This window comes from Rhodococcus sp. NPDC057297 (assembly GCF_042667435.1).
Lineage (GTDB): Bacteria > Actinomycetota > Actinomycetes > Mycobacteriales > Mycobacteriaceae > Rhodococcoides.
Genome location: NZ_JBHUZE010000001.1, coordinates 1,144,079 through 1,157,442 on the forward strand (window position 1 = coordinate 1,144,079; position 13,364 = coordinate 1,157,442).

Below are 13,364 nucleotides of genomic sequence, written 5' to 3' on the forward strand. Positions count from 1 at the left end.
TTCGAGACACGCTGCCTTCGATTCAGTTCCCCAACACGATGCCTTCTCGACGAGGATCGGCGCCGCCGGTCCAGCCGTCGTCGGTGCGCTGGAGCGCGCTGAGCCCACTGGATTGGTCCGCTGTGGACACTTGATGTCCCCATTGTTCGAGTTGGCGGACGACGGGGTCGTCAGGTCCGGACACATTGGGGTGCTCACCGCCGTAATTGGTGGCGGGGGAGTTCGCGGCCCCGAAATCCACCATGGAGACGGCCTGTTGGGGGTTCATCCCCCAATCCAGCACGCCGACAAGTGTCTTGACCACGAACTGGATGATCACTGATCCGCCGGGCGAACCCGCGACCAGTGCGAGGTCGCCGCGGCTACCGTCGTCGGTTCGATCGAAGACGAGCGTCGGCGCCATCGAGCTACGTGGGCGCTTACCTGGCTCGACTCGGTTGGCCAACGGCGTGCCGTCGGGCGACACAGGCTCGGCGGAGAAGTCCGTCAACTGATTGTTCAGCAGGAAGCCGTCGACCATGTGGAACGAGCCGAACGCGGACTCGACGGTCGTCGTCATGGATGCGGCGTTTCCATAGCTGTCGACGACGGAGATGTGGCTGGTCCCGTGCTCCTGCTCGGTGGACGACGCGAACTGCACGGGGCCGAAGTCGCCGTGCTCGGCCTTGCCCATGCTGCGCGCAGGATCGATGAGAGCCGCACGCCCGGAAAGGTACTCGGGATCGAGAAGGGCGTCGGGTGAACCACCGGGAAGCGGTACGAAATCCGGATCGGCAACGTAGAAGTCGCGGTCTGCGTAGGCGAGTCGTTCCGCTTCGGAGATCAGATGTACGCCCTCGGCCGTCGGGACACCGCCGTCGGCATCCATGTCGGTGGGCGCGTACTGGCCGAGATCGAAGTTGGACAGAATCCCCATCGTCGACGCGACGGCTATCCCACCGGACGACGGCCCGGGCATTCCGCAGATGTCGTGGTCTCGGTATTCGGTGCAGACGGCGGTTCTGGTCTTCGGCTCGTAGGCGGCCAGGTCCTCCAGGGTCAGTGATCCCGGTGTGCGGCCGGCGGAGGTGTCCGCGGTGGCGTCGACGATCGCTTGCGCGATGTCGCCGGTGTAGAAGGCGTCGGCGCCGCCTGTTGCGATGGCGGACAACGTCTTCGACATCCTGGGATTGGTCAGTACCGTTCCCTCGGCCTTCGGGGACGCGTCCGGGTTCAGGAAGTACTCTTTCGACGACGGGTCGAGCGCGAGCTTCGGCGCGGAATCGGCAATGGACTGTGCCATTCGCGGACTGATCTCGAAGCCGTTGTCCGCGAGCGCGACTGCCGGATCGAAGAGCTCCGCCCAGTCCTGCTTTCCGTGGTCGGCGTGGGCTTGCTCGAGCATACGCATGACGCCCGGCACGCCGATCGATCTGCCGCTGGACCGTGCGTCGGGCTGGGGCACCGTCCTGTTCACGTCGTCGATGTACCGCAAGTAGTCACCGGTTGCTGCCGCGGGTGCGACCTCGCGTCCGTCGTACGCCTGTATGTCACCCGACGCCGCGTCGTAGTAGAGAAGGAATGCTCCTCCTCCGATTCCCGACGACTGAGGTTCCACCAGACCGAGGACGGTCTGCGCGGCGATCAACGCGTCGGCGGCGGTTCCGCCGTCCGCCAGCACCTCGCACGCAGCGTCGGTGGAGATCGGATTGGCCGTCGACACTGCGAAGTCCGTGGTGTCGACCGGTTCCATTCCGGAGCGGTAGCCGGTTGCGATCTCCGGATTGGTGCCGATGTCCCCTCCGGCCGGCGGCGCCGCCTCCACCGTGGTCACCGAGTCCGATGCGGGCAACGTACAGGGCTCGGGCGCGGAGGCGTCGTCCTGTGATGTGGTGCAGGCGGTGATGGGAATCAGCACCAGAGCGCACGCCGCAATCGTCAGTTTCTTCGCACCGAACTCCGAGACACCCATTGCCCGACGCTACCTCACGGTGTGATGGTGACGCGTCGCTTCAGGCGTGATCGTCCCGGCTCACGCCGTTGCAGGGGCTCCTGCGATGCGGTCCGCGGCACCCCGCAGGGCGCTGGAGATCGCGTACATCGCGGGTGTGTACTGGCGGCGAGCAAGCGAGGCGATGTAGATGACGCGTGTCGGAACGTTGTCCTGTGCTCGGAAGCGAACGGTCTGCACATCCGGGCGATGGTGCACCACTGCAAGTCTGGGAACCATCGCGATGCCGACTCCGGCGGCGACCATGGCTTCGATCTCCTGATAATCGTGGGCCTCGTACACCACTTCCGGCTCGAATCCTGCTGCGCGGCAACTGCGAAACAATACCTCGGCGGCCGGGTGGTCGCTGCTACGGATGATCCACCTCGACTTCTCGAGGTCGGACAGGGCAACTTCCCTGTCTGCGTGAGCGTCGGTGATCGGGCGCAGCAGGAGAGTCTCGTCCTCCATCAACGATTCGAGCGACAGCGACCTTTCGGCTTCCTCCGTCCATGCGTAACTCCACAGCAGGGCCAGATCCACTTCGCTGGAGTGAAGCATGTCCAGCAGTTGAGGGCGTACCGCCGACCTGACGCGGACGTCGACCCCCGGCCATCGCGCGTGGTAGTCCTTCAAGGCGTCCGAGAGCAGTGACGCGCTGACGGTGGGGAACGAGCCGAGTCGCACCGATCCACGCGTCAATCCCCGGATTGCTTCGAGATCACCGCTTGCCGCGCGCATCTCACGGCGGAACAGTCGGGCCCTGCTCGTGAGGATCTCTCCTGCTTCCGTCAATTGCACGCCGCGGGGGAGCCGTGTCAGGACCGGCTGTTTGATGCTGTGTTCGAGCTTGGCGATGCGTTGGGACGCAGCGGACGGGGTCATGTTCGCGCGTTCGGCGCCTGCGGTCAGCGAACCCGCCTCGGCAATGTCGAGCAGGAGGAACAGGGTCACCACATCGAAGGAGTGCTGCACGGCCGGTCTGCTTTCAGTTGAGCTAAACGAGTTGGTAGCAGAACGATATTGTTCTGAACGGCACAGGTCAATAATGTGACGTGGACAACGTTCAAGCGCTGAATGTAACCAAGGATCGACCCAGCCACCGAAAGACCTCCCATGACCTCCATCGAGTTACTGCCACTCGTCGCCCTGGTCGCGATGTTCGTGATTGCAACCTTCTTCCCGATCAACATCGGAATCCTCGGCTTCATCGGCGCGTTCGCCGTCGGGTACTTCGCGCTCGGATACGACGACAAGGAAATCCTCACGGCCTTCCCGAGTTCGATCGTCCTGACCATCGTCGGCGTCACCTACTTCTTCGGAATGGCGAAGAAGAATGGCACTATCGACCTATTGGTGAACAGCTGTATCCGGGCCGTTCACGGCCGAGTGACGGTGGTGCCGTGGGTGTTCTTCTTCGCCGCGTCGGTGCTCACCGCGTTGGGGACGTTCAGCCCGGCGGCCGTCGCGTTGATCACGCCCGCCGCGATGGGATTCGCCGCTCGCACCAGGATGAGCCCTCTGGTCATGGGCATCATGGCCATCAACGGCGCTCATGCAGGCGCCTTCTCGCCGATCTCCGTGTCGGGCGTGCTGGTCCGCGACATCGTCGAATCCAACGGGTTGTCCATCAACCCGTGGACCCTCTTCTTCGCCAGCTACGGCATCAACCTGCTGCTCTCGGTACTGACCGTCGTCGGCTACGCCACGGTGGCTCGTGTCCGCGGTCTCGAGTACACCGCCACCGGCACCAGCGAACCCGAGCCCACCAGCGGGTCGCGTGACGGTTCGCCTCGTCTGACTCCCCGGACCGGCGGCGACGGGGGTGCGAGAATCCCGGCCGGCGGTGGTCGTCAGGCCACGCAGGTTCTCGCCAGGCCAGGCGGCACCGCAGTGCTCGGCGCGCCCGAGCCCGTCACGGCAGTGCAGAAGCTGACGTTGTTCCTCATCGGCGCGCTTCTCGTTCTCGTCCTGGTCCTGCATCTGCCGATCAGCTTCATCGCGATCGGCGCGGGCGCCGTCCTGGCCTTCACGGACTTGAAGAAGCAGAGCGAGGCGATCGCGGACATAAGCTGGTCGACGGTCCTGCTGGTTGCAGGCATGGTCACCTACATCTCGATCCTCGAAGAGGTCGGCACCATCGATCACCTGGCCGAGATGGCAATCACGATCGGCGCACCGATCGTCGTCGCGATCGTTCTCTGTTACGTCATCGGCGTCACCTCGGCGTTCGCGTCGTCGACGGCGCTGCTGGCCGCGATCATCCCGCTCGCGATGCCGCTGCTCGGAACAGGCGCACTGCCCGTCGTCGGAGTAGTCGCTGCCCTCGCGATCTCGGCGACCGTCGTCGACGTCTCCCCGTTCTCCACCAACGGCGCACTGGTGCTGGCCAACGCTCAGAACATCGAGCGACCGCGTTTCTACCGCCAGCTTCTCCTCAACGCAGGCATCGTCGTCGCCATCGCACCTGCGCTGTGCTGGCTGATCCTCGTCGTCATCCCGGAGCTGCTCTGATCGCGTTAAGTTCTCCTGAACCTCGCGAACATATTTCGTAATTGTCCTTGACGCGCCGAGAACGCACGCTGGGATCAAGCTTCAGAACATGATCGAAAGGCACATCGGATGTTCACTCTTCGAGGAACCTGGATGCGCGGCGGCACCAGCAAGTGCTGGCTGTTCAATGCCGTGGACATCGACCCCTACATCGCCGACGCCGGGGGACTGGACGCAATCCTGACCGCGGCCTTCGGGTCGGGAGATCCCCGCCAACTCGACGGAGTGGGCGGGGGAAGCTCGACAACGTCCAAAGCGGCGATCGTGCGACGCTCGGCCACCCCCGGCATCGACGTCGACTACCTGTTCGCGCAGGTCGCCGTCGAGAATCGAACCGTCGAATGGGGAAGCAACTGCGGCAACTGCGCCACCGCGATCGGTCTCTACGCGGTGCAGGCGGGACTGGTTCCCGTAGGCAACACGGTCACCGTCGTCCGGATGCGCAACGAGAACACCGGTGCCATTCTCGCCGCGGACATCGCGACACCCGGCGGCCGAGTCCCCACCGAGGGCGACGCCGCAGTGCCCGGCACCACCGCACTCGGCGTCCCCGTCGGTCTGACCTTCACGGACCTCGCTGCCGATCGGGTCTCGCTTCTGCCGACGGGTGAAGCCGTCGACAGGATCGAACTGGACGGGAAGGAGTACCGGGGCACCCTCGTTCGAGCGGGCGCCCCGGCGGCTCTCTTCGACGCCTCGGACCTGGGACTCGGTGGGTCCGAACCCAACGACGTTCTCGGCCTGCATCTGCCGGTTCTCGTAGCGCTGCGCAGACAAGCAGCGCTACGCATGGGACTCAGCGCACCCGACGAGCCGATCACCCACGCGATCCCCAAGGTGGGGGTCGTCGGACCGCCCCGGGACTACCGCACAACCGCCGGTGTCGACGTCGACGCAGCCGACTACGACATCTCCGTCCGCATGCTGTCGATGATGGCGCCCCATCCGGCCATCGGTCTGACCTCCGCTGTCGCCGTTGCCGCCGCAGCCACCGTGTCCGGTGGGGTGGTCGCCACCAATGCCCGTATCGGATGGCCAGGTTCCATCCGAATCGGCACCGCAGCAGGGGTTCTCGACGTCGACATCGCCCTGGACTCGGCCGGACTGCTGCACTCGGTCACGCTGCGTCGGGCGGTTCGCCGCATCGCCACCGCCGAACTGTTCGTGGCCGTACCGTCGCCGATCCTGGCCAAGGTCGGTAGCTGAACGCTACTGCCGGACAGCGACTACGGCTTCCAGTTCCACCAGTGCATTCTTCGGTAGGACGTGCGTCGGCAACGTCGTTCGAGCGTGACGACCCGCAGGTCCCAACACGTCGATCAGGAGCCCCGACGCGGATTCGGCGGCGGCCGGTTGGTCAGTGTAGTCCGCTCCGCTGGCAATCCAGACGTTCAGCTTGAGAACCTGAGCCACGTTCTCGAGGCCGACGGCCTGATCGATTCTGGCCAGCAGATTGAGCGCGGCGACCTCGGCGGCGGCCGCGGCATCTTCGGTGGTGGCGTCCACGCCTGCCTTGCCGCCGAGGATCTCTCCGCTCGGGGTGCGCGAGATCTGTCCCGACAGATACAGCACATCGCGGTGCTGCGTCCAGGCGTCGTAGGAGTAGGCCGGAGCGCCGAGCTCGGGCAGAGTCAAGTTCCGTTCTGCGAGACGCTGCCGGGGATCGATGGTGCTCGTGTCGGTCATGCCGTGGTCCTGTCGCGTCGAGTGAGGTTGTACGTTCCGTTCCGGCCGATGAACCAGAGATCTTCGGTACCGATGGCCACATCTCCGTAACGCCAGGGGATCTCGGCAGCACCGAAGGAACCCACGTCGAGCGCGTGTTTGTAGCCGGGACGCAGCTCGTTGGCGAAGGACTCCTGTTTGCCCATGAGATGGCCGACGTTGCGGCGACGATAGATGGTGTTGAAATCGGTGTCCTCGCCCAGCATTCCGATCTCGATCATGCGGGGGAGGTGCGGGGCCAGGAACTGCAGCGTTCCCTCGTGGACGTCCTCGCACACGACACCCGGGCGGAGTTGACCGATGATGCCCTCCCGTACGACCGTGAAGAAGAACTCGTACGCTTCCTTGGCTGCAGGGGTGCGCGGAAGCGAACGAGCCATGTCGGACGTCGCGACGACGACGCCGTCGATGGTCACCTGTACCCCGGCGTCGAGCTGAATGCACGTGGTGTCGCCGTTGATCGGGAAGTCGACGGGTGGGCCCGGGAACAGCATGCGGTTCGACGAGTGCAGGTTGGTGAAATACGGCTCGACGACGAATCCGATGGAATTCTCGGTCGTGAACTTGTCGATGAAGTCGACGTAGCGGCCATAGATGTCCAACTCGGTGAACTCGTTGCCCGCGTCGATTTCCTGTTCGGCCCAGGCCAGTGCCTCCTCGATCGCGTACACGCTCGTCCGGGCCGCGATGACCTGGAACGGTAGGTCTTCGTGGTCGCGGATGTCGCGCCAGTGCGCGAGATCGATCGACGTGGAAACGAGACTCAACCCGGCGTCCACGAGCTGCCCGGCGATCCCGACGGACATGAATTCTTCCTCGATACCGATTCGCTCGCCGGGTACCAGAGCGGCGACGGCATCGGCGAGGGAGGAATGCTCTCCGACCACGTCGCCGTAGTCGCTTCCACCGGCGGTGGTGATCACGAACACCCGGTCGCTCCCCGGTGCCCACACCGCGACGTCACCGCGGGCGGACTTTCCGGTGAACTCGGAGAAGTTGGGCGGGGCGAGGACGACCAGGCCGTCGACACCGCGTTCGGCAGCAATGGATTCCAGGCCGGCGAATCGCGTGTCAGCGGCGCCGAAGTCCTCGGTCAGTCCCTGCAGGTGCTGGGTGTCGGAGATCAGCTCGGTGGCGACCTCGGCACCGCGTCGACGCCACTCGGTGAACCGGTCGACGATTTCCGACGTCGAGATCGCGTGAACTCGAACAGGACTCGGAGCGAGAGGTTCGGTGGTCACCGTCAGGCTGTCCGAGAGCGTCAACTGATGGCTGTAGACAACGTCGGAGTCGAGGTGCACGGTGTCGTCGCCGGCGAGGTCTTTCACCAGGGTGGTCAGACTCTCTGCGACGGTCACGTCGGCGATGGGACGCGGATCGATCGTGACCCACGGAGCGTAGAACCGGATGCGTTCGGGCGGAACGCCGGCCGAGAGCACGTTGCCCTGTTCCTGCTGACGGACGAGCAGGGTGGTGTCCTGCTCCTCGCCGGATGCGATCAGGGGAGTGACAAGTGGATGAGAGTCCAACCGAATGGCCGAGAACAGCAGGCTTCTACGGGGATGCAGGCCGAACTCGTCGGCCAGCGTGTCGAGATGTGCGGATAGACGCAACATGAAAACTCCTGTCGTTGAAAACTAGTCGAGGTCAGCTGATTCCGGCAGTGACCCCGATGTGCGACTCGACTTCGGTGACGTAGTCGGCGAACGTGGGTGAATAGCGGTGCTCTTTGTCGCGGGGGCGGGGCAAGTCGATCGTGATGTCGGCGATGATCCGACCCGGGCGGTCTCCGACCACGACGACGCGGTCACCCAGCCAGACGGCTTCGGAGATGCTGTGGGTGACGAAGACGACGCTGCATCCTGTCTTCTGCCAGATGCGCTGGATTTCGAAGTTCATCGTGTCGCGGGTCATCGCGTCGAGTGCGCCGAACGGTTCGTCCATGAGGAGCAGTTCCGGATCCGATACCAACGCGCGACAGATGGCCACTCGCTGCTGCATACCGCCCGACAGCTCGTAGGAGTAGCGCTTGGCTTTGTCCTTCAACCCCACCATGTCCAGCAGGTCGAGTGCCCTGGCCTTCGACGCGTTGTCGCGAGTGCCTCGGAACTCCAACGGGAGCAGGACGTTGTCGAGATTGTTGCGCCACGGCAGCAGGACCGGGCTCTGGAAGACCATGCCGATCTCTTCGACACCCGCGGCGATCGGATCGCCCTTGATGAGCACCTCGCCCTTCGTTGCCGCCTGGAGCCCGGAGATGGTTTTCAGAAGTGTCGTCTTACCGCTGCCGGACTGGCCGACGATGGACACGAACTGGCCGTGTTCGACGTCGAAGTTCACGCCGTCGAGTACGACGTTGGTGTCACCGTCACGCGATCGGAACGAGACGCCTACGTTGTTGACTTCAACTGCCTTGTTCATTGTTCTCTCCCGGTCAGGTAGGCGATCATGGTGCGGAGATCTCGTCGGTGGTGGGCAGCGGATCGATGTAGTCGTTGCTGTAGACGTCCGCGGGCGTCAGCGTCGAGTTCGGATCGAGACCGAGAAACTCTCGGGAGACGTCGATCATCTGTTGGACGCCGTCGTCGGTCATGAGGCCGAAGGGCTCCGTCTCCTCACCGAGGCGATTGTTGAGCGCGCACTGTTCGTCCAGGGCCAGTACGACGGTGCTGGTCTCGTACCCCTGCACTTCCTTGTGGAACGAGTCGGCTGCGCCCTCCGGGTTTTCGCAGGACCACAGGTAGGCCTTCTGCAGCGCCCGGTTGAACTTGACGACCCGCTTGGGATTGTTCTCGAGTTGCTCGTTGGAGAAGACGATTCCGTTTCCGTACAGGTCGATGCCGAGGTCGGACCACTTCAACACCACCGGCTCCTTGCCGAGGGCATCGATAGCCGGACCGTCGGATACCGAGAGAGCCAAATTGGCGTCCCACTGGCCCGAGACGAGCCCGGGGATCTTGGCACTGCTGGCCGCGTGGATCACGTTCACGTCGTCGGCGGAGAGGCCCAACTTGCTCAGGGCGTACGGCCACATCGCCGTCATCGCGCCGGCTCCCTCGGTTGCAATGGTCTTGCCCGGCAGGTCTTCCCAGCTGTGGATGTTCCCGTCGGACAGTGCGACCACCGCGTAGGCCGATCGGGCCTGCAGTAGGTCCACCTGCGTCACCTGAGCGCCGCGGCCCTGGTTGAGGACGGTGACACCGAAATCGGCCCACCCGGCGTCGACCTTGCCGGTATCCACGGCGGCGACGGTGTTACCCGATCCGGAGCCGGGCATCACGGTGACGTCGAGCCCTTCCTCCTCGAAGAATCCACGATCCACGGCCGCGAAGAAGGGGGCATGCTTGGGCAGATATCCGACGTCGACCATCAGTGACATCTTCTCGCCCGATCCCGTTGTGCCGCAGGCTGTCAATGGCGCGACGAGAGCGGCGGCGATCATCAACGCCGCAGTGCGTGTCTTACGCATTCTGGTCTCCAGTTCGATCGGTCATTTCGCGTGGGACTTCCAGGGCATGAGCTTCTTGCCGGCGAAGTCGACGACGAAGAACAGAACCAGCGCGATGGCGGCGAGTACGAAGAACGCGGCGAACATGGCGGCCAGATCCACCTGACTGTTGGCAAGCATGATCACGTATCCGAGGCCCTTCGACCCGGCGATGAACTCACCGACCACGGCGCCGCCCACAGCAAGGGAGATGGAGATCTTCGCACCGGAGAAGATCGACGGGAGTGCGTAGATGAACTCGATCTTCGTCAGACGCTTCCACGTCGACGCCTTGTTGATGCGCGCCAGTTCCTTCAGCTCGTGCGGAACCGTGCTGAGACCGTCGAACGTGTTGATGACCAGCGGGAAAAACGCAATGGCCATGGCGACGAACGCTTTCGATTCGAAGCCGAACCCGAACCACACGATGAAGAGGGGTGCCAGAGCGACCTTGGGGATCGTGTCGATCGTGACGAGAGCAGGGTAGAGAAACGTCCTGATCGTCGGTGAGTAGTGCAGCAGGCCACCGCACACGATGCCGAGCAATGTGCCGCCGACGAATCCTGCCAGCGCCTCACCGATCGTGACCCAGGCGTTCGTCGCGAAATAGTCGAAGCGGGAGAACAATTCGGCGAACGCGGCGATGGGTCCGACCAGGATGTACTCGGGCGGCCGGGTAATCGCGACTGCCAGTTCCCACAGGGCCAACAGCCCGAGGATGCCGACGACGGCCTTGCTGCCGGTGATGAGCGAATCGCGACGAGGCCAGGGTCTGCGGGTCGGTACGCGGTCCGTCGGTGCGGCGGGTGCCGGAACACCGGCAGGCGCTGCGCTTGTCTGTATATCGGATGCTGTCATGGCCATTCATCCTTCGGTGAGGGATCGAATTCAGGGCTGGATCGTTGTGACCGAACGACGACTGGGGTTGCCGACACGGTGCGGGCTCGACGAGGGCTGGTGGGTGCAGACACTCCGGTGTGCCTGCACCGCTCGGTGGTGCATCTGCTTCCGATTGCGCGATCGGCAGCGACTACTTCGTCTGCATGAACAGGTTTTCACTTTTTGGTGAACTAGGCGAACCGTACAACGTGATCGTCGACACGTCCAGAGATCGCCGGGAAGGAATGTCGACTCGTTGACCAGCCGAGTTGTGAGTTTCTACTGCTCTACCGGGATCTATACCCCGGTTGAATCGAAGGATGCCAAAAAGAATGCGCGCGGAGCACCCTGTCGCGGCCGTGATCGACGTCTTCGTCCACCATCTTCGGCTGTGCCGTGGTTCACTGTTCGGTGTAAGTCGCCGAACGGGCGTAGGTAACGAGTGGAGACAGCCAGGGGGTTCGACACGATGTCGACAGCGTCCGAGGTCCAGGGCCGCCGAGGTGCACGTGGTGGCGATGTCCGGGGCAACATCTTGACCGAGGCCATGGCGGAATTCGCTGCCAAGGGCTTCACCGGCGCACGAATGGACGACATCGCGCTGCGAACGAAGACGACGAAGAAGATGATCTACTACTACTTCGGCGACAAGAAGGGCCTCTACCGATCGGTGCTGGAGAGCGCGATCGTCAACATTCGCGCCGAGGAGCAGCGGGTTCACGTCGACGAACTCGACCCCGTGGACGCACTCCGGCGCGTCGTCGAGCTGACCTTCGACTACCACGAGCGCAACCCCGACTTCGTCCGTCTGATGGCGAGCGAGAACACGCTCAAAGCCTTCTACCTGGGACAATCCGGGGAGCGAAGCGAACTCGCCGGCCCGGCACTGGATCTACTGTCCGACATCCTCCGACGCGGCCGCGAGGCGAAAGTCTTCAAGGACGGTATCGACGCCGTCGACCTCCACTTCACCATCACCAGCTTCAGTTTCTTCCGCGTCTCCAACCAGTACACCTTCGACTGGCTGTTCCAGTTCGACCCCGTCGCGCCCGAGAACCGGGAGCGCCTTCGAAAAATGCTCACCGACATGGTCATCGGATACGTGACTGTCGGCTGACGCTGCACAGAGTGTGGTCGCGAGACACGAATTGCCCGATACTTCGTCGATTCGGCGGTATTCCGCGAATTCGTGAAGTATCGGGCAATTCGTAATACTCGGTCGTAGTGGCGCCCTATCTGTGACTCGAGCTGCTCGACTGTGTCGCGGGCTGCAGTTGTTCGTGAACTGCCGAGGAGCGCGCGGTGACGGGTTGCGGCTGGTGTTCGAGGACTTCCATGTCGAAGTCGTTCTCGGTGTCGCCCTCGGGAGGGGGAAGTACTTCGCCGGCGAAGACGCGGCGGGCGCGGTCGACGTCGAGTTCATGGTTCCATTTGGCGACGAACAGGGTGGCGACGGCGTTGCCGATGAAATTGACCAGTGCGCGGCATTCGGACATGAACTTGTCGATGCCGAAGATGAGCATGATGCCTGCGGCGGGGATGGTGCCCAGTGTGCTCAATGTCGCTGTCAGGGCGATGAATCCGCCGCCGGCCACTCCTGCCGCTCCCTTGGAGGTGAGGAGCATGACGCCGAGGAGTCCGAGCTGCTGGGCGATCGTCAGGTCGGTGTTGGTGGCCTGCGCGATGTAGAGCGCAGCGAGGGAGAGGTAGATCGCGGCGCCGTCGAGGTTGAAGCTGTAGCCGGTGGGGACGACGAGGCCGACGGTGGTCTTCTTGACGCCTGCGTATTCGAGTTTGCGCATCAACCCCGGCAAAGCGGGTTCGGCGGTTGATGTGCCGAGGATCAGCAGGAGTTCTTCTTTGAAGAAGCCCAACATTCGGAAGATGTTGAGCCGCAGGTACGCCATGACCGACCCGAGTACGACGATGACGAACAGTGCCGAGGTGGCGTAGAAGAGAAGGATGAGGCTGCCGAGGCTGGTGAGCGTGGACACGCCGTACTTGCCGATGGCGAATGCCATGGCTCCGAAGGCTCCCAGTGGGGCGAGCTTCATGATGAAGCTCAGGACCTTGAACACGACCGCAGTGAGTCGCTCGACGGCATCTCGGATCGGATCCGAGATCTGGCCCACCGCATTGATGGCGACGCCGAAGATGACGGCAAGGAAGATGACCTGAAGGATGTCGCCCTCGACGAAGGGGCCGACGACACTGTCCGGGACGAGGTGGGTGATGAATTCCCACCATTCCTTCTCCTCGCCTGCCTTGATGAAACTGTTTGCCGAGTCGGTGGTTTCGAGGGATGCTGCGTCCGCGTTGACCCCGTCACCCAGTCGGAAGATGTTGATGGCCACCAAGCCGGTGAGCATCGCGATGATGGTGCCGACTTGGAAGTAGGTCAGAGCCTTGATGCCGGTCAGGCCGACCTTCTTGAGGTCTGCGACCGAGGCGATGCCGCCGACGATGGTCAGGAACACGATCGGCCCGATGAGCATCTTCATCGCGGTGATGAAGGTGGTTCCGATCGGTTCCATCGCTTCGCCGGTGCTAGGCCAGAGCCATCCGACACCGATGCCGGCGACGATGGCGACGATGACCCAGAAGTAGAGCTGTTTGTACCAGGGTTTCTTCACCGTGGTCGGTTGGTAACTCGCTGTGCTGCTTGTTGTTCCCATGAGATTCACCTCGGGTGAGAGTTCGCATTTTTCTTCGTTGGTGGTCGAGAGTTACCGACCGACGTGGGTGACGCGG

The 13,364-nt window shown here is 63.4% G+C and carries 11 protein-coding genes; 3 read left to right on the forward strand and 8 right to left on the reverse strand.

All coding sequences use genetic code 11. The features are described from left to right. Nucleotides 1-22: 22 nt before the first annotated feature. Nucleotides 23-1,951, reverse strand: a complete 1,929-nt coding sequence (gene ggt / locus ACFULT_RS05315) for a gamma-glutamyltransferase (RefSeq protein WP_378480846.1) — start codon at nucleotides 1,949-1,951, stop codon at nucleotides 23-25. Nucleotides 1,952-2,011: 60 nt separating this feature from the next. Further along, nucleotides 2,012-2,944 (reverse strand): LysR family transcriptional regulator, encoded by a 933-nt coding sequence (locus tag ACFULT_RS05320; protein ID WP_037108226.1) that lies wholly within the window; start codon nucleotides 2,942-2,944, stop codon nucleotides 2,012-2,014. A gap of 141 nt (nucleotides 2,945-3,085) precedes the next feature. Here ACFULT_RS05320 and ACFULT_RS05325 point away from each other — a divergent pair, with 141 nt between their 5' ends. Together ACFULT_RS05325 and ACFULT_RS05330 are read left to right on the forward strand one after the other, a co-directional pair. Next, a complete protein-coding gene (locus tag ACFULT_RS05325) occupies nucleotides 3,086-4,483 on the forward strand; it encodes an SLC13 family permease (protein ID WP_378480847.1) in 1,398 nt (465 codons plus the stop codon). A gap of 108 nt (nucleotides 4,484-4,591) precedes the next feature. Further along, nucleotides 4,592-5,728 carry a PrpF domain-containing protein gene (locus ACFULT_RS05330; RefSeq protein WP_378480848.1) on the forward strand — a complete coding sequence of 379 codons (1,137 nt, stop codon included), beginning with the start codon at nucleotides 4,592-4,594 and terminating at the stop codon, nucleotides 5,726-5,728. A gap of 3 nt (nucleotides 5,729-5,731) precedes the next feature. Here ACFULT_RS05330 and ACFULT_RS05335 read toward each other — a convergent pair whose 3' ends face one another. From ACFULT_RS05335 to ACFULT_RS05355, 5 genes are read right to left on the reverse strand one after another with little or no spacing between them, the layout of a single operon-like run. Next, the gene (locus ACFULT_RS05335) at nucleotides 5,732-6,208 is read right to left on the reverse strand and encodes a RidA family protein (protein ID WP_378480849.1); all 477 of its coding nucleotides are present in this window, start codon (nucleotides 6,206-6,208) and stop codon (nucleotides 5,732-5,734) included. After that, the gene (locus ACFULT_RS05340) at nucleotides 6,205-7,863 is read right to left on the reverse strand and encodes a M24 family metallopeptidase (RefSeq protein WP_378480850.1); all 1,659 of its coding nucleotides are present in this window, start codon (nucleotides 7,861-7,863) and stop codon (nucleotides 6,205-6,207) included. Before ACFULT_RS05340 ends, ACFULT_RS05335 begins: the two co-directional genes overlap by 4 nt. A gap of 31 nt (nucleotides 7,864-7,894) precedes the next feature. Beyond that, nucleotides 7,895-8,668 (reverse strand): ABC transporter ATP-binding protein, encoded by a 774-nt coding sequence (locus tag ACFULT_RS05345; RefSeq protein ID WP_037108212.1) that lies wholly within the window; start codon nucleotides 8,666-8,668, stop codon nucleotides 7,895-7,897. A 25-nt stretch (nucleotides 8,669-8,693) separates the two neighbouring features. Beyond that, nucleotides 8,694-9,716 carry an ABC transporter substrate-binding protein gene (locus ACFULT_RS05350; protein WP_378480851.1) on the reverse strand — a complete coding sequence of 341 codons (1,023 nt, stop codon included), beginning with the start codon at nucleotides 9,714-9,716 and terminating at the stop codon, nucleotides 8,694-8,696. A gap of 21 nt (nucleotides 9,717-9,737) precedes the next feature. Then, nucleotides 9,738-10,592, reverse strand: coding sequence for an ABC transporter permease (locus tag ACFULT_RS05355; protein ID WP_170945167.1), 855 nt, complete (start codon nucleotides 10,590-10,592; stop codon nucleotides 9,738-9,740). Nucleotides 10,593-11,082: 490 nt separating this feature from the next. Here ACFULT_RS05355 and ACFULT_RS05360 point away from each other — a divergent pair, with 490 nt between their 5' ends. After that, nucleotides 11,083-11,730 carry a TetR family transcriptional regulator gene (locus tag ACFULT_RS05360; RefSeq protein WP_037108205.1) on the forward strand — a complete coding sequence of 216 codons (648 nt, stop codon included), beginning with the start codon at nucleotides 11,083-11,085 and terminating at the stop codon, nucleotides 11,728-11,730. A gap of 115 nt (nucleotides 11,731-11,845) precedes the next feature. On the opposite strand, the gene dctA is transcribed toward ACFULT_RS05360, so the two are convergent. Next, entirely contained in the window at nucleotides 11,846-13,288 is a 1,443-nt protein-coding gene (dctA, locus tag ACFULT_RS05365) for a C4-dicarboxylate transporter DctA (RefSeq protein ID WP_378480852.1), read from the reverse strand. Nucleotides 13,289-13,364 lie beyond the last annotated feature (76 nt).

What these genes read in the sequence shown, in the direction of transcription:
- ggt (WP_378480846.1), bottom strand. Translation starts at nt 1,951, where the DNA reads ATGGGTGTCTCGGAGTTCGGTGCGAAGAAACTGACGATTGCGGCGTGC.
- ACFULT_RS05325 (WP_378480847.1), top strand. Translation starts at nt 3,086, where the DNA reads ATGACCTCCATCGAGTTACTGCCACTCGTCGCCCTGGTCGCGATGTTC.
- ACFULT_RS05330 (WP_378480848.1), top strand. Translation starts at nt 4,592, where the DNA reads ATGTTCACTCTTCGAGGAACCTGGATGCGCGGCGGCACCAGCAAGTGC.
- ACFULT_RS05335 (WP_378480849.1), bottom strand. Translation starts at nt 6,208, where the DNA reads ATGACCGACACGAGCACCATCGATCCCCGGCAGCGTCTCGCAGAACGG.
- ACFULT_RS05340 (WP_378480850.1), bottom strand. Translation starts at nt 7,863, where the DNA reads ATGTTGCGTCTATCCGCACATCTCGACACGCTGGCCGACGAGTTCGGC.
- ACFULT_RS05345 (WP_037108212.1), bottom strand. Translation starts at nt 8,668, where the DNA reads ATGAACAAGGCAGTTGAAGTCAACAACGTAGGCGTCTCGTTCCGATCG.
- ACFULT_RS05350 (WP_378480851.1), bottom strand. Translation starts at nt 9,716, where the DNA reads ATGCGTAAGACACGCACTGCGGCGTTGATGATCGCCGCCGCTCTCGTC.
- ACFULT_RS05355 (WP_170945167.1), bottom strand. Translation starts at nt 10,592, where the DNA reads ATGACAGCATCCGATATACAGACAAGCGCAGCGCCTGCCGGTGTTCCG.
- ACFULT_RS05360 (WP_037108205.1), top strand. Translation starts at nt 11,083, where the DNA reads ATGTCGACAGCGTCCGAGGTCCAGGGCCGCCGAGGTGCACGTGGTGGC.
- dctA (WP_378480852.1), bottom strand. Translation starts at nt 13,288, where the DNA reads ATGGGAACAACAAGCAGCACAGCGAGTTACCAACCGACCACGGTGAAG.